The 18,147-nt window shown below is 44.3% G+C and carries 23 protein-coding genes; 13 read left to right on the plus strand and 10 right to left on the minus strand.

The genetic code is table 11. The features are described from left to right. The first annotated feature begins 113 nt into the window (after window positions 1-113). Together OCV52_RS13740 and OCV52_RS13745 are read left to right on the plus strand one after the other, a co-directional pair. Window positions 114-512, plus strand: coding sequence for a DUF2061 domain-containing protein (locus tag OCV52_RS13740; RefSeq protein WP_004738671.1), 399 nt, complete (start codon window positions 114-116; stop codon window positions 510-512). Window positions 513-601: 89 nt separating this feature from the next. Then, entirely contained in the window at window positions 602-1,507 is a 906-nt protein-coding gene (locus tag OCV52_RS13745) for a bifunctional helix-turn-helix transcriptional regulator/GNAT family N-acetyltransferase (RefSeq protein ID WP_137407615.1), read from the plus strand. An 8-nt stretch (window positions 1,508-1,515) separates the two neighbouring features. Here the strand turns inward: OCV52_RS13745 and OCV52_RS13750 are convergent, their stop codons facing one another. Beyond that, window positions 1,516-2,310 (minus strand): glycosyl hydrolase 2 galactose-binding domain-containing protein, encoded by a 795-nt coding sequence (locus tag OCV52_RS13750; RefSeq protein ID WP_137407614.1) that lies wholly within the window; start codon window positions 2,308-2,310, stop codon window positions 1,516-1,518. 123 nt (window positions 2,311-2,433) lie between these two features. Continuing rightward, entirely contained in the window at window positions 2,434-2,850 is a 417-nt protein-coding gene (gene rraB, locus OCV52_RS13755) for a ribonuclease E inhibitor RraB (RefSeq protein WP_004738675.1), read from the minus strand. A 576-nt stretch (window positions 2,851-3,426) separates the two neighbouring features. Between rraB and arcA the strand changes: the two genes are divergently transcribed. The 5 genes from arcA (at window position 3,427) to OCV52_RS13780 (ending at window position 8,004) form a co-directional block, all read left to right on the plus strand. Next, window positions 3,427-4,647 (plus strand): arginine deiminase, encoded by a 1,221-nt coding sequence (gene arcA / locus OCV52_RS13760; protein ID WP_004738676.1) that lies wholly within the window; start codon window positions 3,427-3,429, stop codon window positions 4,645-4,647. Between the two features lie 157 nt (window positions 4,648-4,804). Further along, a complete protein-coding gene (locus tag OCV52_RS13765) occupies window positions 4,805-5,806 on the plus strand; it encodes an ornithine carbamoyltransferase (protein ID WP_137407612.1) in 1,002 nt (333 codons plus the stop codon). Between the two features lie 269 nt (window positions 5,807-6,075). Next, window positions 6,076-7,005, plus strand: a complete 930-nt coding sequence (pyrB, locus tag OCV52_RS13770; RefSeq protein WP_102425524.1) for an aspartate carbamoyltransferase — start codon at window positions 6,076-6,078, stop codon at window positions 7,003-7,005. 12 nt (window positions 7,006-7,017) lie between these two features. Beyond that, window positions 7,018-7,479 carry an aspartate carbamoyltransferase regulatory subunit gene (gene pyrI, locus OCV52_RS13775; protein ID WP_137407611.1) on the plus strand — a complete coding sequence of 154 codons (462 nt, stop codon included), beginning with the start codon at window positions 7,018-7,020 and terminating at the stop codon, window positions 7,477-7,479. A gap of 135 nt (window positions 7,480-7,614) precedes the next feature. Next, window positions 7,615-8,004 (plus strand): RidA family protein, encoded by a 390-nt coding sequence (locus OCV52_RS13780; RefSeq protein ID WP_137407610.1) that lies wholly within the window; start codon window positions 7,615-7,617, stop codon window positions 8,002-8,004. 107 nt (window positions 8,005-8,111) lie between these two features. Here OCV52_RS13780 and OCV52_RS13785 read toward each other — a convergent pair whose 3' ends face one another. The 8 genes from OCV52_RS13785 to mlaF form a co-directional block, all read right to left on the minus strand. Then, window positions 8,112-8,837, minus strand: a complete 726-nt coding sequence (locus OCV52_RS13785; protein ID WP_102425525.1) for a 1-acylglycerol-3-phosphate O-acyltransferase — start codon at window positions 8,835-8,837, stop codon at window positions 8,112-8,114. A 152-nt stretch (window positions 8,838-8,989) separates the two neighbouring features. After that, on the minus strand, window positions 8,990-10,255 hold the full coding sequence (gene murA / locus OCV52_RS13790; RefSeq protein WP_008220410.1) for a UDP-N-acetylglucosamine 1-carboxyvinyltransferase: 1,266 nt from the start codon (window positions 10,253-10,255) through the stop codon (window positions 8,990-8,992). Between the two features lie 8 nt (window positions 10,256-10,263). Then, the gene (gene ibaG, locus OCV52_RS13795) at window positions 10,264-10,518 is read right to left on the minus strand and encodes a BolA family iron metabolism protein IbaG (protein ID WP_137407609.1); all 255 of its coding nucleotides are present in this window, start codon (window positions 10,516-10,518) and stop codon (window positions 10,264-10,266) included. A gap of 13 nt (window positions 10,519-10,531) precedes the next feature. Next, window positions 10,532-10,840, minus strand: a complete 309-nt coding sequence (locus OCV52_RS13800; RefSeq protein ID WP_102426036.1) for an STAS domain-containing protein — start codon at window positions 10,838-10,840, stop codon at window positions 10,532-10,534. Then, the gene (locus OCV52_RS13805; RefSeq protein WP_137407623.1) at window positions 10,840-11,454 is read right to left on the minus strand and encodes an MlaC/ttg2D family ABC transporter substrate-binding protein; all 615 of its coding nucleotides are present in this window, start codon (window positions 11,452-11,454) and stop codon (window positions 10,840-10,842) included. Before OCV52_RS13805 ends, OCV52_RS13800 begins: the two co-directional genes overlap by 1 nt. A gap of 49 nt (window positions 11,455-11,503) precedes the next feature. Further along, window positions 11,504-11,995: an outer membrane lipid asymmetry maintenance protein MlaD gene (gene mlaD, locus OCV52_RS13810; protein ID WP_102426034.1), complete on the minus strand. Its 492-nt coding sequence runs from the start codon at window positions 11,993-11,995 to the stop codon at window positions 11,504-11,506. 2 nt (window positions 11,996-11,997) lie between these two features. After that, on the minus strand, window positions 11,998-12,777 hold the full coding sequence (mlaE, locus tag OCV52_RS13815) for a lipid asymmetry maintenance ABC transporter permease subunit MlaE (protein WP_008220420.1): 780 nt from the start codon (window positions 12,775-12,777) through the stop codon (window positions 11,998-12,000). A gap of 1 nt (window position 12,778) precedes the next feature. Beyond that, window positions 12,779-13,573, minus strand: a complete 795-nt coding sequence (gene mlaF / locus OCV52_RS13820) for a phospholipid ABC transporter ATP-binding protein MlaF (protein ID WP_008220421.1) — start codon at window positions 13,571-13,573, stop codon at window positions 12,779-12,781. A gap of 265 nt (window positions 13,574-13,838) precedes the next feature. On the opposite strand from mlaF, the gene OCV52_RS13825 reads away from it, so the two are divergent. Genes OCV52_RS13825 through lptB form a run of 6 tightly spaced genes read left to right on the plus strand, consistent with a single transcriptional unit; the run spans window position 13,839 to window position 18,130 of the window. After that, window positions 13,839-14,804: a calcium/sodium antiporter gene (locus tag OCV52_RS13825; protein ID WP_008220425.1), complete on the plus strand. Its 966-nt coding sequence runs from the start codon at window positions 13,839-13,841 to the stop codon at window positions 14,802-14,804. A 34-nt stretch (window positions 14,805-14,838) separates the two neighbouring features. Further along, window positions 14,839-15,810, plus strand: a complete 972-nt coding sequence (gene kdsD / locus OCV52_RS13830; RefSeq protein ID WP_102425639.1) for an arabinose-5-phosphate isomerase KdsD — start codon at window positions 14,839-14,841, stop codon at window positions 15,808-15,810. Next, the gene (kdsC, locus tag OCV52_RS13835; RefSeq protein WP_102425640.1) at window positions 15,810-16,367 is read left to right on the plus strand and encodes a 3-deoxy-manno-octulosonate-8-phosphatase KdsC; all 558 of its coding nucleotides are present in this window, start codon (window positions 15,810-15,812) and stop codon (window positions 16,365-16,367) included. Before kdsD ends, kdsC begins: the two co-directional genes overlap by 1 nt. After that, window positions 16,364-16,927 (plus strand): LPS export ABC transporter periplasmic protein LptC, encoded by a 564-nt coding sequence (gene lptC / locus OCV52_RS13840; RefSeq protein ID WP_137407608.1) that lies wholly within the window; start codon window positions 16,364-16,366, stop codon window positions 16,925-16,927. Before kdsC ends, lptC begins: the two co-directional genes overlap by 4 nt. Next, complete coding sequence (gene lptA, locus OCV52_RS13845) at window positions 16,908-17,402, plus strand: lipopolysaccharide transport periplasmic protein LptA (protein WP_004738701.1); 495 nt, start codon at window positions 16,908-16,910, stop codon at window positions 17,400-17,402. Before lptC ends, lptA begins: the two co-directional genes overlap by 20 nt. Before the next feature lie 2 nt (window positions 17,403-17,404). Continuing rightward, window positions 17,405-18,130, plus strand: a complete 726-nt coding sequence (gene lptB, locus OCV52_RS13850) for an LPS export ABC transporter ATP-binding protein (protein WP_004738702.1) — start codon at window positions 17,405-17,407, stop codon at window positions 18,128-18,130. Window positions 18,131-18,147: the final 17 nt, after the last annotated feature.

Raw genomic sequence — 18,147 nt, forward strand, 5'->3', positions numbered from 1 at the left:
CGGCAGTTTGATAGCTTTTGCCTATCAAATTAATCTCTAATACCCATTTCATTTAATGATAATAATTCTCAATAATAGCTCTATCGAAACAACACAACGATTGAGTAATTATCATGAAAAAGACACTAACCTTTGCTGCATTACATTTTACTATCGCATTTAGTGTCGCTTACGTACTAACAGGCGACATCTTAATTGGTAGCTTAATTGCCATGATTGAGCCCTCTGTAAATACGGTCGCCTTCTATTTTCATGAAAAGGCGTGGGCTCAAGTTCCAGCGCTTAAAGCTCGTCAGTGGATGACCAAATTAAAAACCGCCAGCTTTGCGACCATCCACTTCAGTGTTGCTTTTACCGTGGTCTACTTGCTGACTGGTGACGCCTTTGTTGGTGGTGTGATGGCAATGCTAGAGCCCGCTCTAAATACAGTCGCGTACTACTTCCATGAGAAAGTGTGGTTACGTAAATCAGACGCTCAAGCACCACAGTTTTGCGTCCACCAGCACGCTTAAACAGAGAATCGAATCTTACCCATTGACAAAGTTGCGCACCGCAATTAAATTGATTGCGGTGCGCAACTTTATTTTTGAGGTAAGTAATTATGAATGCTCGACAACTAAGACACTACTCCCGCCAAGCCGTTCGCTTACTGGGTATGCTCGATAAGCAATGTGGCGAAATAGCCCTAACCCCAGTCCAAGCTCATGCATTAGGAGAAATTCAACTCCAACCGCTGACGATCAACCAACTCGCACAACGATTGAATGTCGACAAGTCGAATGCCAGTCGTACTGTCGCAGGGCTAAACAAGTTAGAGTTGACCGACAGTATCGAGAATCCGAATGACAAGCGCAGTCAAAAGGTCATACTCACCACTAGAGGACAGCAGGTGCTGTCAGAGCTAGACCAACAGCAAAATACCTTCTTCGACAATATGCTAGAAGCCCTGAGTGAAGATGAACAGCAACAGTTAAAGCTTGGGTTAGAGGTTTACCTCAAAGGGCTAACTAAAGTCTGCCAAGCTGACGAGTTTGTATTGCGCCCACTCACTCAAGCTGACAATAAACAAGTTGCCGATGTCATTCGACAAGTCTCTGCCGAACATGGCCTAACCGCAGACAAAGGCTATGGTGTGTCTGACCCAACGCTTGATGACATGTACTCTGTATATAGCCAAGACAATGCGATGTACTGGGTGATTGAGCATCAAGGTGGGGTTGTGGGCGGCGGCGGCTTTGCCCCACTAGCAGGCCGACCAGACGTATGTGAGCTACAAAAGATGTATTTCTTAAAACAGACTCGCGGACAAGGGCTGGCAAAACGCATCGTCGCTTTAAGTTTAAAGCTTTCCAAGCAATTGGGTTATCAACAGATGTACTTAGAAACAACAGAGTGTTTGGGAGCTGCGATTAAGCTTTATGAAGCGTTAGGCTTTGAGCACCTAGAGAGTGCTTGGGGAGAAACAGGCCACGACGCTTGTGAAGTGGTCATGGCCAAAACGTTGTAGTGCAGCTTCTAGCGTAAAAAATTACTCACACAAGATGCAGGATTAAGAGCAACAAAAGAACTCTCCTTTTGCCCATCGAGCTCAACCTCTAATTGATATAAATGCTTAGGGTTGGGCTTATCAACATTAAAGACAATCGGTGCTTCAACTTGGAACACAACACCAGTGTGTTCTGCACGTACATCTATCGGCATCACCAGTGTCATACCATCGAACTTAATTGATGCCGATACCAGCCCAGCTTTAAGCGTCTGGTAGATCACATCCACTTTAAACTCACAACCACCGCCGTGGTGCCAGATCTGCTCAGTGACGACTTGGTCCAGCTTCACATTACGAACAAACTGCAGATAAGGAGCTTGCCAAATACCCATTCGAGAGTCTGATCTCGCAATGGTTAGCGAAGATAATGGCTCATCCATATCTTCTTCGAGCAACAACCCTTCCTCTTCTTCAAGAAACAGGATCTCAAAGCGATTTCGGCCTGGCTGCATGTAAGGGCGAATATCTTTACGGTACTCTTCTTGGCTGCCATCACAATCAAAGACTGCCACACCATTGAGTCGCACTTCAGCAAAGTAATCCACACCCGCAACGACTAGCTCAACAAAGGGGCAAGCCAGCATCGCATCATCGACTTCAATGTCGTGCATTAAATGCCACTCTTGTGCCGCAATCTCTTCTTCACTTAATGTGTTAGGAAGTTTTGTGCTCAGCGGTGCAGGAAAAGTAATATCATCTTGGGGTATAGAGAGGTCTGTCAGTGGCGATATTTGCCAAAGACCGTCAAGTTGCAGCCGCATATCATTCCTTGAGCTAGATCAATTTTGACCGCATTATAATGAATGAATGCATTTAAAGACATTTATTTTTCTGAGGATAAAAAATGCCAGCTCAAGGCTGGCACTTTTCAAACTGGGAAGAAATTACTCTTCACCTTCATCATCTTCTTCAGGGTAGATAGCATCTTCACCTTCGTAGTAAGTGCCCCAACCGTCGTAGATTATGTCGAATTTCTCTGCAAGGTTCACAAGCTTCTCAACTTGTGCATCGATCGCTTCTGCATCTAGAGCTGACTGCATAGTCGCATCACAACAAAGTAGCTTGTTGCCATCTTCGTCTTCTGTCTCTTCAGCTTCAAGTACTTCAAAACCCATTTTGAATGCTTCAACAACGGCTTTCTCAAGCACTTCGAAATCTTCAGCAAATAGGTGATGCTCGATATCGTATAGAGCTTCAGGATCGCTACCATCTTCAATTAGTGCTTCAATGATGTCGCGAGTCTCTTCCTTTTGAAATTCAATTAATTCCGCTACTGATAGATATTCATCTTCGTGAGACATGTGTCTGCTCCAGAGTGTTGACTATGAAAAGATCAAATTTGATTGCCACGAAATATGGCACGGATCGTCCAGAAAAGCCACCCAGATCAGGCATAGAAAGATAAGTTTATCGCTAGATAGCAGAAGTAATATCAATTCAAAAGTGAAACCAAAATCACAGAAACAAATTTTCAACATTTTATTAACCGGTGACTATTTCAGCATTTCGTCTCTAATGTCACTTTTGAGCATATTAAATAGAAATTGCGTGCTTAGTCATGGTGAATGCATACGCTGAACTGGTTTTGAGATGCATAAAACCTCAAGTTACTTTCAAAAAATGCATAATAGTGAATAGAAAATCACTAATAATAAGCAAAATAGATTTCAGACATAGCGCAGATTGAGCATAGATCCTCAAAAATGTTGTTCCATGCCAAACGCACTCAATTGGAATTTAACACCTAACTTTCAACCAAAAATGGTTTTTAGTTCGGATAATTTCAAAAATACTTCATTTTTACACGAACTCTAAAACTTGCATATTACGATCAAGCTTGTCATAAATAGACGCTGGATTAAAAGTAAGGATGCAAAATGAGTAAGCTGTACGTTGGCTCCGAAGTCGGTCAATTAAGACGAGTTCTCCTAAATCGACCTGAAAGAGCACTCACCCACCTCACCCCTTCTAACTGTCATGACCTTCTATTTGATGATGTATTGGCTGTGGAAGCTGCTGGTGAAGAACACGATGCCTTTGCAGAGACACTACGTAATCAAGACGTAGAAGTACTGCTACTGCACGATTTATTGGTAGAGACGCTTGCCGTACCTCAAGCACGCGAATGGCTGCTAAACACTCAAATCTCAGATTTCCGTTATGGGCCTACCTTTGCTCGTGACTTAAGAAACTATCTTGCTCAAATGGATAATGAGCATCTAGCAACAATCTTACTGGGTGGCTTGGCGTATTCAGAGCTTCCTATCAAATCATCATCGATGCTTCCTAAAATGCATCGCCCACTTGATTTCGTTATCGAGCCACTGCCTAACCACCTATTTACACGCGATACTTCGTGTTGGGTTTATGGCGGTGTGTCGCTAAACCCTATGATGAAGCCAGCACGTCAACGTGAGACAAACCATCTACGCGCTATCTATCGCTGGCACCCAGTGTTTGCAGGGCAAGACTTCATTAAGTACTTTGGTGATGAGGACCTTCATTACGACAACGCCAACATTGAAGGCGGCGATGTACTGGTTATTGGTAAAGGCGCGGTACTTATCGGTATTTCTGAGCGTACCAAACCACAAGGCGTTGAGAACTTAGCGGCGAGCCTATTTAAGTCAGGGCAAGCAACCGAAGTGATCGCTATCGATCTACCAAAGCACCGTTCATGTATGCACCTTGATACGGTAATGACACACATGGATATCGATACCTTCTCTGTGTATCCAGAAATCGTTCGTAAAGATTTAGACACATGGCGCCTAACACCAAAAGAGAATGGTGAGATGCGCGTAGAGAAAGCGGAAAACTACCTGTCAGCGATTGAAGGTGCGCTAGGTCTTGATCAGCTTAAGATCATCACTACAGGTGGTGACAACTACGAAGCTGAGCGTGAGCAGTGGAATGACGCCAACAACGTACTGACAGTGAAACCGGGCACGGTTATCGGTTACGAACGTAATGTTTACACCAACGAGAAGTACGACAAGGCAGGTATCGAAGTTCTGACGATTCCAGGTAATGAACTGGGGCGTGGCCGTGGTGGCGCTCGTTGTATGAGCTGCCCTATCGAAAGAGACGGTATCTAAGCCGATAGCTCAATAGAGTAAAAATACAATAACTCAACTAGGCCAGTACCATTGTACTGGCCTTTTTCATGAAATAAATAAAATAAATATTCACAAATATAGCATTTTTATGTTTAACTAAGTTCTTCATTGATTCTATATACGCAAGGAGCGAAAGATGGCCTTTAATCTTCGCAATCGTAACTTTCTAAAACTACTCGACTTTACTCCTAAAGAGATTCAGTTTTTACTCGACCTGTCAGCTGACCTTAAAAAAGCTAAGTATGCAGGTACTGAGCAGAAGAAGCTTACTGGTAAAAACATCGCTTTGATCTTTGAAAAGGCATCAACACGAACTCGATGTGCGTTTGAAGTCGCCGCTTTTGATCAAGGTGCTCAAGTGTCTTACTTGGGTCCTTCTGGCTCTCAGATCGGTCAAAAAGAATCAATGAAAGATACTGCACGCGTATTAGGTCGTATGTACGATGGCATCGAGTACCGTGGCTTTGGTCAGAGTATCGTCGAAGACCTTGGCGCTTATGCTGGCGTTCCAGTGTGGAATGGCCTTACTGATGAATTTCACCCAACTCAGATCTTGGCTGACTTCCTGACCATGTTAGAACACGGTCGCGGTAAACTGCTGTATCAAATCAGCTTTGCTTATCTGGGTGATACTCGTAACAATATGGGTAACTCTCTATTAGTAGGAGCTGCCAAGATGGGCATGGATATTCGTCTTGTCGCGCCAAAAGCCTTCTGGCCAGAAGAACAACTTGTCGAAGAGTGCCAAGCTATCGCGCAAAGTACCGGCGCTAAAATCACGCTGACTGAAGACGTTGCTGAAGGCGTAAAAGGCTGTGACTTCCTCTACACCGATGTTTGGGTATCGATGGGCGAAGCACCAGAAGCTTGGGATGAACGTGTGGCAGTGATGAAACCATATCAAGTGAATATGGATGTGATTAAACTGACGGGCAACCCTCAAGTGAAATTCATGCATTGCTTACCCGCTTTCCACAATAATGAGACCGTTATCGGTCAGCAAGTAGCTGATAAATATGGTATGAACGGTTTGGAAGTGACGGATGAAGTGTTTGAATCTGACTACTCTATTGTGTTTGATGAAGCAGAAAATCGCATGCACACCATCAAAGCCGTTATGGTCGCAACACTCGGTTAATTGAGAATAGTGAAAGTAAACAAAAGCTTGATGTAATCGCTTGCGCTCACAAATTGAAAGCGTATAATTCTCGGCAATTTGTCTGAGAGTAGTGAAAATGACGCCAACCAATATTGTGATCACACATAATAAGATTGTGAAAACACCTAATATTGCTCGCAAGCTAGCATGCTTGCCAGGCGGTCTATTCTGCTTTTCAGCACTTTTTTAAAGCCTCCCATTATGGGGGGCTTTTTTGTGGCCAATACATTATTGTGGGGAAGAAGATCATGGCGAATTCGCTCTATCAAAAGCACATCATCTCAATTCCAGAGCTTTCTCGTGAAGAGCTAGAATTAATTGTTCAAACGGCTGGTCAGCTTAAAGCAGAACCAAACCCAGAACTTATCAAGAACAAAGTTGTGGCGAGCTGCTTCTTCGAACCTTCAACACGAACTCGTCTCTCTTTTGAAACTGCGATTCAACGCATCGGTGGTGATGTGATTGGTTTCGACAGCGGCGGTAACACCTCACTGGCAAAAAAGGGCGAAACGCTAGCAGACTCAGTACAGGTTATCTCTTCCTACGTTGATGCTTACGTAATGCGTCACCCACAAGAAGGTGCAGCGCGCCTAGCATCAGAGTTCTCAAATGGTGTCCCTGTCATCAACGCTGGTGATGGTGCTAACCAACACCCAACACAGACTCTGCTTGATCTGTTCTCTATCGCAGAGACACAAGGCCGCCTAGACAACCTTAATGTGGCGTTCGTTGGTGACCTTAAATACGGCCGCACGGTTCACTCTCTCACTCAAGCACTGGCTAAGTTCGATAACATCTGTTTCTACTTTGTAGCGCCAGAAGCATTGGCTATGCCTGATTACATCTGTGAAGAGCTTGATGAAGCTGGCATCAAATACCAACTACTGACCGACATGGAAGGTGTGATTCCTGAGCTGGATGTTCTATACATGACTCGCGTACAGAAAGAACGCTTTGATGAGTCGGAATACGCACACATCAAGTCAGCCTACATCCTAACGGCTGCTCTATTAGAAAATGCACGTGATAACTTGAAGGTACTGCACCCACTTCCTCGCGTTGATGAAATCACTGTCGATGTCGATAAAACACCTTACGCTTACTACTTCCAGCAAGCTGAAAATGGTGTTTACGCGCGTGAAGCATTACTAGCCCTTGTTCTTAACGAAACGCTGTAGAGGAGAGATATCATGTCTAAAGAGACTCAATTAAAAGTTGAAGCAATCAAGAACGGTACCGTTATCGACCATATCCCAGCAAACATCGGGATCAAGGTGCTAAAACTGTTTGATATGCACAACTCTCATCAGCGTGTCACTATTGGTTTGAACCTGCCTTCTTCAGCACTTGGCGGTAAAGACTTACTTAAAATTGAGAATGTGTTTATCACCGAAGAGCAAGCAAACAAGTTAGCACTGTACGCACCTCATGCGACGGTAAACCAAATCGAAGATTACGAAGTGGTTAAGAAGCTAGCGCTTGAACTGCCTGAGCAGATCAACGATGTGTTTGAGTGTCCCAACACCAACTGCATTACTCACAACGAGCCGGTTGAGAGCAGCTTTATGATCTTTGAAAAGAATGAAGACATTCGCCTGAAATGTAAGTACTGCGAAAAAGTCTTCTCTCGCGAAATCGTAACCGAAAGATAAGCTTTCGCGTAGCACGCAATAAATGTAAAAACTATGAAATACCTCGCCCGTGCGGGGTATTTTGCGCTTTACCTAGCCACGGTTTGTAGGCACACTGAAAAACGATTTTTATCTAATAACTGATGGAATAAACCAATGACTAAAGTACCTCACACAGAATCGGCTCCAGCTGCAATCGGCCCATACGTACAAGGCGTTGACCTTGGCAACATGGTACTGACTTCTGGTCAAATCCCAGTAAACCCAGCAACTGGTGAAGTATCTGCTGATATCGCAGAGCAAGCACGCCAATCTCTAGACAACGTTAAAGCGGTTGTAGAAGCTTCTGGCCTGACTGTAAAAGACATCGTTAAGCTAACTGTATTCGTTAAAGACCTAAACGACTTCGGCACAGTAAACGAAGTTTACGGTAAATTCTTTGATGAGCACGGCGTTGCAAACTACCCTGCACGTTCATGTGTTGAAGTAGCTCGTCTACCAAAAGATGTTGGTATCGAGATCGAAGCTATTGCAGTTCGCAAATAGGTTTCACCCTATTTAATCAGTGGCTTAGTGCTGAACTAAGCCCTGATGAGATAAAAAAAGGTTGCCAACTAGGCAACCTTTTTTATTATTCGTTTTCTGCGTTTAAGCTACTTCTTATTAAGCTCAATCACTTCTTTGTCTAGCTCTTCCAACTTAGCCGCCATCTGTTCACGAGTTAGGTTTGCTAATTCACGAACGTTCGACTTGTCGTAGCCTTCAGTATTAATTGGGTCTAGCATTTCCACAATCACGTGGCCATTGTTCCAACGGTTCAGCTTAACGCCACCTGTAGAACTACACACGATAGGGATAATTGGTAAGCCAGCGCCAATCGCAGCATGAAAAGCGCCAGTTTTAAATGGCAACAGACCACGGCCTCGTGAACGCGTTCCTTCAGGGAACATCCATACCGAAACATCACTGCCTTTCAGGTTATCAACCACTTGATCGATTGTACCAACCGCTTTGCTGCGGTTTGCACGGTCAATTAGGATATTACCCGTCAACCAGTAAAGCTGACCAAACAAAGGCATCCACGCTAGGCTTTTCTTACCAACTGTTACCACTTTAGGCGTCACAGCCGATGATACCGTGAACAGGTCCCAGTTATTCTGATGGTTCGCAACATAAACATGTTGGCCACGAGAGTAAGCATCTTCAGGGATACGCAGCTCTAGCTTGATACCAAACACTTTCGACATACGACCGAAGTAACGACCAAAGGTAAATACGTGCTTTGGGTTACGTGGGCTAAGTAGACAATAGCCACAGCCGAATACAAACATAAGAATCGCAAATATCGCCAATGCGAAAATACGTAATATTGCTATCATTTTGTTCCTCACAACCGCAAAGCTTACCCACCTATTCACTTTATAATAAGCAAACAGGTTCACTTGCGGTAAATACAACTATAAAAAAGCCGAAACCAAGGTTCCGACTTTTGTGTTTTCATTTTACTGATTCATGAATTTACTAACCTAAGTTAGTTTGAGTCACGAAATCGGGTAATGTTTGCGCCCAGCGCTGAAAGCTTATCTTCAATCTTATCGTAGCCACGATCGATGTGATAGATACGGTCAACGATGGTTTCGCCTTGTGCGATACAACCAGCAATAACAAGACTCGCTGATGCACGAAGATCCGTTGCCATTACTTGAGCGCCGCTCAACTGCTCGGTTTCACCACAGATAGCTGTATTACCTTCAATCTCCGCTTTTGCGCCCATTCGCTGAAGTTCAGGAATATGCATGAAACGGTTTTCGAAGATGGTTTCAGTGATCACACCGCTACCTTTCGCCATCATGTTAAGCAGAGTAAACTGAGCTTGCATGTCGGTTGGGAAACCAGGGTGTGGTGCCGTTACGATTTTCACCGCTTTAAGCTCACGACCTGTCATATCAAGACTGATCCAGTCTTCGCCCGTTTCAACCTTCGCACCCGCTTCTTCAAGCTTCGCTAAGGCAGCTTCAAGAAGATGAGCGTTAGTGTTACGACAAACGACTTTACCGCCAGAAACCGCTGCAGCAACAAGGAAAGTACCCGTTTCAATACGGTCTGCAACCACAGAGTGTTGACCACCACCTAGACGCTCAACGCCCTCGATAGTAATCGTATCTGTACCTGCGCCAGAAATCTTCGCACCCAGTTTGTTAAGGAAATCAGCCGTATCAACAATCTCAGGCTCACGCGCTGAGTTATCTAATACCGTTTTACCTTCTGCGAGTGTTGCTGCACACATGATAGTGATCGTAGCGCCTACGCTTACTTTATCCATCACGATGTGCGCGCCTTTCAAACGGCCATCAACACTTGCTTTCACATAACCATCTTCCAATGTAATGGTTGCACCTAGTTGCTCTAGGCCATGGATATGCAGATCAACAGGGCGAGCACCAATTGCACAACCGCCAGGAAGTGACACTTGGCCTTCACCAAAACGAGCAACGAGAGGACCTAAAGCCCAGATAGAAGCACGCATTGTTTTTACTAAATCGTAAGGCGCACAAAATTCATTAATTTCGCTGCCATCAACATGAACGCTTCCGTTACGTGATACTTTCGCGCCTAAACGCTTTAGCAGTTCCATCGTAGTATCGATGTCACGTAGATGAGGAACGTTACTTACTTCCACTGGCTCTTCAGCAAGAATTGAAGCAAATAGGATTGGTAGCGCTGCGTTCTTTGCGCCAGAGATCGTCACTTCACCGCTTAACGGCTTGTCTGATCCAATAACTCGAAACTTTTCCATCATAAACCTTAAAGTGACATCAGTTTCTTATCACGTTCCCACTCTTCCGGCGTGAATGCCTTGATAGAAAGAGCATGGATGTCATTGCGTTGAATGTGTTCCATTAGTGGGCCGTAGATTAGTTGCTGCTTCTTAACTCGATTCATGCCGTCAAAACATGGATCAACCGCAACAACTTCGTAATGACTGCCTTCACCTTTCACGATAATCTCTTGAAGGTTCAGTGCCTCTGCTAATAATTCTTGTACTTTTGTGCTGTCCACAAATAGCTCCTGCCTAATTTTTTATGTGTTCTGCCATCATTGGCTGGATATTGCTCAATTGGAACAACGTTCGTAATTGTTCTGGCACGAAACTGAGCATTATATGACAGTTTTGATTTTTTGCATGCTCTAATAAGTGAATTAGCATCACCATTCCTGCTGAATCGACTCGATTTATATGGCTAAGGTCAATTTCAACGCTCGATTCCGTTGTTTGCCACTTTTCCAATATACGCCAGATTGCAGGAACGCTGTCTCGGTCGATATCTCCGAGAAGCTGATACTCTATAGAGCTTAGCGCTTGCCATTGAGATTGGCTCATTATTTATTACTCTCAAAGCGAATCGGCTGTGCAGCCAGTTTCTCTAGCTCGTCAGCAACCGCTAAGATACCGTCTTGACGAATCTTAGTATTCCACTCTGATTGCTTGCTCGACAGCAGGCTAATCCCTTCCGCAACCATATCAAATGCTTTCCACTCGCCAGACTTTTTGTCTTTACGAAGTTTGAATTCCAATTTGATGTTAGGTCTTGGCGTATCAATGATATCAACCTTGATATTGGTGATACGGCTGTCTGCTTTAATTTTTGGTTCAGGGCCAAACTCGATGGTTTGGTCCGTGTATTGAGTTAACACTTGTGCGTATGAAGACACTAGGTACTTGCGAAATGCATCGATAAATACACGCACATCTTTTCTATCCGCGCCTTTCAAGTTTGACCCCAGCAACTTAAGTGCTGCATATTGAGCATTCACATAAGGCATCAACTCTTCTTCCACGATCACTTTGAGTAATTCTGGATCTTTGTGGACATTGTCTTGTTCGCTCTTCAAACGCTCAAATGCCACCTCAGCGACTTGCGTCATCATTTGGTAAGGCTGCGTTTTATCAATAGTTGCATCCGCAAAAGCTTGAGTTGAAACCAACAAGGCCATTACAGCGAAAAACCCTATTTTCAAGTGTTTCATCGTTTTCAACATCATCCTATTCCTCAGCTTTATTGTCATCAGAGCCGCCAACGCTATACAGCACTTGGCCAATCAAATCTTCGAGTACCAATGCCGATTTAGTGTCTTCAATCGAATCACCATCAACCAACATCTCTTCATCGTCAAAAATGAAGCCTGGAACTAAACTGATGTACTGCTCACCGATTAAACCTGACGTTAAGATTTGAGCACTAGAGGTATCAGGAAACTGTGAATACTTCGCATCAATCGACATTTCAACCACAGGCAGATAGCTTTCGGTATCAAGCTCAATGCTTTTCACACGACCAACAACTACGCCACCAACCTTCACTGGAGAACGAACTTTTAGGCTACCAATGTTGTCAAAGGTCGCTTTCAGATTGTAAGTATGGTTTGAACCCAGCCCTTTTACGTCAGCGACTTGAAAGATCATGATTAAGATTGCGCAAATTCCGGCTATAACAAAGGTGCCGACCCATAATTCTAACTTTCGAGTTTGTTGCATGATTAATTCCCAAACATCAATGCGGTAAGAACAAAATCTAGCCCTAATACCGCTAGAGAAGAGTGTACTACTGTACGTGTGGTTGCTTGACTAATACCTTCAGAGGTCGGTACCGCATCATAACCATTGAAAAGAGCGATCCAAGTTACGGTGATAGCAAAGACCATGCATTTGATCATGCTGTTACCGATATCTCGACCTAGCTCAACAGAAGACTGCATCGCAGACCAAAAGCTGCCGTGGTCAATGCCTTTCCAATCAACACCGACTAACTGGCCGCCCCAAATACCGACCGCCATAAAGATCATCGCCAGTAGAGGCATAGAGATAAGTCCAGCCCACAAGCGTGGTGCAATAATGCGCTTTAGAGGATCAACGGCCATCATTTCTAAACTGGAGATCTGCTCCGTTGCTTTCATCAAACCGATTTCAGCGGTCAGTGCTGAACCCGCGCGACCTGCAAACAGCAGCGCCGTGACCACAGGGCCAAGCTCTCGTAGTAATGAAAGCGCGACCATTTGGCCAAGGTTGCCCTCAGCGCCGTAGTCAATTAACACGACATAACCTTGCAGGCTTAATACCATGCCAATGAACAAGCCCGAAACTAAAATAATAGCCAATGACTGAACGCCAACGCTATAAAGTTGTTTAACTAATAAAGGGAAGTTTTTTAGTCGCGGGATGCCAAACAAAGCCCCGAATAACATCAGGCTTGCTCGACCAAATGACTCACAGATCGCAAGTGTTCGCTTACCGACACCTGCAATAGTTTTAGCAATCATATTAAAACAAATCCTTTTCAAGACTTTGCGCTGGGAACCTAAATGGCACAGGGCCATCAGCTTCGCCTTGCAAAAATTGCTGCACTCTCGGATCGTCATTGTTGTACAACTCTTCCGGTGACCCAGCAGCAATGATTTTGCCATCTGCGAGTAGGTAAACCCAATCCGCGATACTCATCACCTCAGGAACATCATGAGAAACGACGATAGACGTTAAGCCCAAGGCTTGATTGAGGTTGCGAATAAGTTCAACCAACACACCCATTGTAATTGGGTCTTGGCCGACAAAGGGCTCATCGTACATGATCAGTTCTGGATCCAGTGCAATAGCACGCGCCAATGCGGCACGCCTAGCCATTCCGCCAGACAACTCACTCGGCATTAACTGCGCTGCACCACGTAATCCTACAGCCTCAAGCTTAAGTAAAACGATAGTACGAATAAATTTTTCGTTAAGTTCAGTGTGCTCACGCAGTGGAAACGCCACATTATCAAAGACATTGAGATCCGTAAAAAGTGCACCCGATTGAAAGAGCATGCTCATTTTTTTACGTGCTTGATAAAGCTTTCGACGAGATAGAGTTGGGATATTGTCGCCATCAAACCAAACTTCACCGTTATCTGGAGGCAATTGTCCACCAATCAAACGCAGTAAAGTTGTTTTACCGATCCCTGATGGCCCCATGATGGCAGTAATCTTGCCTTGAGGGACCTCTAAACTGATGTCGTCAAAAATAACGCGATCACCGCGTGAGAAGCTAAGGTTCTTAACTTTTACAAGTTCAGTATTCGACATACTCTTGTAGTTTCCTTGCTTTAAAAAACGCCAATTATGGCTGCAATAATAATGAGTCTACTTTAGAATTAAAAGCACTGTTCAATTAATTCATATTAAACAGGAATCTATGCAGGGATATGAAAGCATTAGAAAATTATCTTTTCAGATCTCTTTCTCAGTCGCTAAGTGGTAATTAATTTACTGAGTGACTTCCCTTTTATCTACCAACAGGTCAAAATTAGCGGTTAATTCTCCGTTTTTTATTAATTTTTTAGGAATCATCATGCTTGAAGCGATTGCGTTTCTTATTATCGGTCTAGGTTTTTTGGTGTGGAGTGCAGATAAGCTGGTTTACGGCGCCGCAGCTCTTGCTCGCAACTTCGGTATCTCACCATTAGTTATCGGTATGACGATTCTTGCAATGGGCTCTTCAGCTCCAGAAATGATGGTTTCTGCAACCGCTGCACTTGATGGCAAAACAGATACTGCGGTCGGAAATGTTTTAGGCTCAAACATTGCCAACATTGCGCTAATTTTAGGTATCACTGCGCTTATCAAGCCGCTATCAATCAGCTCCGCTGTGATTCGCCGTGAACTACCACTCATGATTGGTGTCACTTTACTAGCTGGCGCACTGCTTTGGGATAACCACTTAGGTTTCTACGAAGGCGTATTGCTATTTGTTCTATTCGGTGCGTTTTTGTTTGCCATGCTGCAAATCAGCCGCAGTGAGAAAAAGAACGGCGATGCGTTTCTTGATGAACAAGAATCAGAGATTCCAGAGGGCGTTAGTAACCCGAAAGCTGCAATGTGGGTAGTAATTGGTCTTATCATCCTTCCTTTAGCCGCTGATATGCTGGTTGATAATGCCGTGATCATCGCTAAGTTCTTCGGCATGAGCGACCTTGTGATTGGTTTAACCATTATTGCCGTTGGTACGAGTCTACCTGAGCTTGCTGCATCACTTGCAGGTGTAATGAAAGGCGAAGACGATATGGCCGTGGGTAACATCATTGGCTCAAACGTATTCAACATTCTGGCTGTTATGGGTATTCCAGGCATCCTAAACCCTTCTATCTTGAGCGAATTTGCGATGGGTCGTGACTTCTGGGTAATGCTAGGTGTATCTCTGCTACTTGTTGTGATGGCGCTAGGTAAATCACGCAGTGTGAATCGTATTGAAGGTGGCGTGTTAATCGTGACGTTCGTGGCTTACCAAAGCTACCTACTAATGAACATGTCGGCTTAATTGTTGACTTAACTTTCCGTACTTGGAGTATTTGATGTCTCAGCCATTTGATTATCGCAGTGTTGCCAAACAAGTTTTGGAAACTGAAGTTGCAGGTCTCACTCAATTGGACCAATATTTTAATGATGATTTTTGCAAAGCTTGCGACTTAATCCTAAACAACAAGGGTAAAGTGGTTGTAATGGGCATGGGTAAATCCGGTCATATCGGCAACAAAATCGCAGCAACGCTAGCAAGTACGGGTACATCAGCTTTCTTCGTTCACCCAGGTGAAGCGGCACACGGTGACTTAGGCATGATCGAACCGGGTGATATCGTGATTGCAATTTCGAACTCAGGTGAATCAGGTGAAATTCTTAGCTTATTTCCTGTGTTGAAGCGTTTGAACATCAAGATCATCAGCATGACAGGTAAGCCTGCATCGAATATGGCGACCTTGTCTGATATCCATTTACAAATTTCGGTGCCGGAAGAAGCGTGTCCGCTAGGTTTAGCCCCAACAACCAGCACCACTGCTACCCTAGTAATGGGTGATGCATTAGCCGTTGCACTTTTACAAGCTCGAGGCTTCACGGCTCAAGACTTTGCCCTATCTCACCCAGGTGGCGCTTTAGGTCGTCAGCTACTATTGAAACTAGACGACATCATGCACACAGGCAATGCACTCCCTGTCGTTGCACCTGATGCTCTAGTAAGAGATGCTTTACTAGAGATATCTCAGAAAGGCTTGGGCATGACGGCCATCGTTGATCAGGATGGTCAAATGGCCGGTATTTTTACCGATGGTGATTTACGCCGTATCTTAGATAAACGCGTTGATATTCATAGCACTCAAATTGGCGATGTGATGACGCTAAACCCTACGGTTGCCGATCCGAACATGCTTGCGGTTGAGGGTTTAAACTTAATGCAAGCTAAAAGCATCAATGGCTTGATGCTATGCCAAGATGGCAAACTAGTTGGTGCTCTAAACATGCATGATTTATTGAAAGCTGGAGTAATGTAATGACACAGACAGTCGAAACTCTCTACGGCACTGTTGACTCAGATGTATTTGCTATCGCAAAAGACATCAAACTCCTAATTTGCGATGTAGACGGCGTATTCTCTGATGGTCGTATCTACATGGGCAACAATGGTGAAGAGCTGAAAACCTTTCACACTCGTGACGGTTACGGCATCAAATCACTGATGAACGCGGGCATTGAAATCGCAATCATCACAGGCCGTAAATCTCAGATTGTTGAAAATCGAATGACAGCTCTCGGTATCAAACTTATTTATCAAGGCCAAGACGATAAAGTTAAGGCTTACCAAGACATTTGCGATAAGCTTTCTGTTAATCCTGAGAACACTGGTTACATCGGCGATGACCTGATCGACTGGCCGGTAATGGAAAAAGTTGGCTTGAAGGTTTGTGTAGCAGATGGTCACCCGCTACTTGTACAGCGAGCAAACTATGTGACAACCATCAATGGTGGTCACGGTGCAGTACGTGAAGTCTGCGACCTTATTTTACAAGCAAGAAATGAACTCGACGTGCATAAAGGTTTAAGCATATGAGTTTTACTCGTATTATCTATTTAATACTAATATTTATTGCCTCTTGGTCGACCTACTACTTGTTCGACAAAGAGCAAACATCGACGATACAAGTGGCTCCGAATTTGGAGCTACCTGCTTTTAGCGGCAACAGCCTCAACAACATCAGTTACGATGAGTCAGGTATTCGCAGCTACCAAGTTGAATCGACGTATTTAGAACACTTCTCAGTGGTTGGCAACACGCACTTTCAAAACCCTGTTCTCTCGGTATTCCGTGAAGGGCATACGATTGAATGGCAAGTCACCGCTGATCGCGCGATTATGGATGAAAATCAGGTTGTCACTTTTTATGACAACGTTGTGGCAAAGAATCTACTGCCAGGGGCAAGCTTCGATACAATGACCACTGAAAAAATGGTGATTGAGCTGAAAAGCCGAGATTTTTATTCAGATACTCCGGTCCATATGATCGGTACATTTTTTGAAAATGAGGGTCAAGCAATAAAAGGTAACTTCGGTACCAACAATGCGACTCTCTTTAATTCTGTTCAAGGTAGATATGAAACTCTTACACCTTAGTTTATTCGCTTTGACTCTTGCGGCACCAAATGTCTACGCCCTATCTTCGGATAGCGAGCAACCTGTCTACATTGACTCAGACAGCCAGCAATTGGATATGAAAAGTAACCAAGTAACCTTCATTGGTGATGTAAACCTGAAACAAGGCAGCATCAATATCAATGCAGATAAGGTGATTGTTACCCGCAACGCCGTAAATGGTGAGATTGAAGAGATTCAAGGCTTCGGTAAACCGGCGACCTTCTCTCAACTGACTGATGATGGAAAGACGCTCTACGGTGAAGCTGACGACCTACATTACCAGCTTGTTGCTGACAAACTGATAATGACCAAGAATGCGATGCTATCTCAAGATGGCAGTATCATCCGAGGCTCTAAAATCACTTACCAGATTGGCTCTCAGAAGCTAGTCGCTGACAGTGGTGAGAACAAACGAGTATCAACGGTTTTACAACCAACGGAAGTGAATAAGTAGCCATGGCCGTTCTAAAAGCACAAAACCTAGCGAAAACATACAGCAAACGTAAAGTAGTGACTGACGTAAGCCTGCAGGTTGAGTCAGGCCAGATTGTCGGCTTGCTTGGTCCTAATGGTGCCGGTAAAACGACTTCTTTCTACATGATTGTAGGCTTAGTTGCACGTGACGAAGGTACCATCAGCATTGATGACCGAGATATCAGTATCTTACCAATGCATAGCCGTTCGCGACTTGGTATCGGTTACTTGCCTCAAGAAGCGTCTATCTTCCGTAAGCTGTCTGTAGAGAACAACATCATGGCGGTGTTACAGACCCGTGATGAGATGACCAATGAGCAGCGTCAGGATAAGCTAGAAGACCTTCTAGAAGAGTTCCACATCCAACATATCCGTCACAGTAATGGTATGGCCCTATCGGGTGGTGAACGTCGTCGTGTTGAAATCGCTCGCGCTCTTGCAGCGAACCCTCAGTTTATCTTGCTAGACGAACCGTTTGCTGGTGTTGACCCGATCTCGGTTATCGATATCAAGAAAATCATTGAACACCTGCGCGATCGCGGTTTGGGTGTTTTGATTACCGACCACAACGTTCGTGAAACATTAGACGTGTGTGAAAAGGCCTACATCGTGAGCCAAGGACACCTGATCGCAGAGGGTACTCCTGAAGATGTTCTCAATAACGAACAAGTTAAACAAGTTTATCTAGGCGAACAATTCCGTCTATGATTATATAGAGAGTATCG

It is taken from the genome of Vibrio chagasii (assembly GCF_024347355.1).
GTDB lineage: Bacteria > Pseudomonadota > Gammaproteobacteria > Enterobacterales > Vibrionaceae > Vibrio > Vibrio chagasii.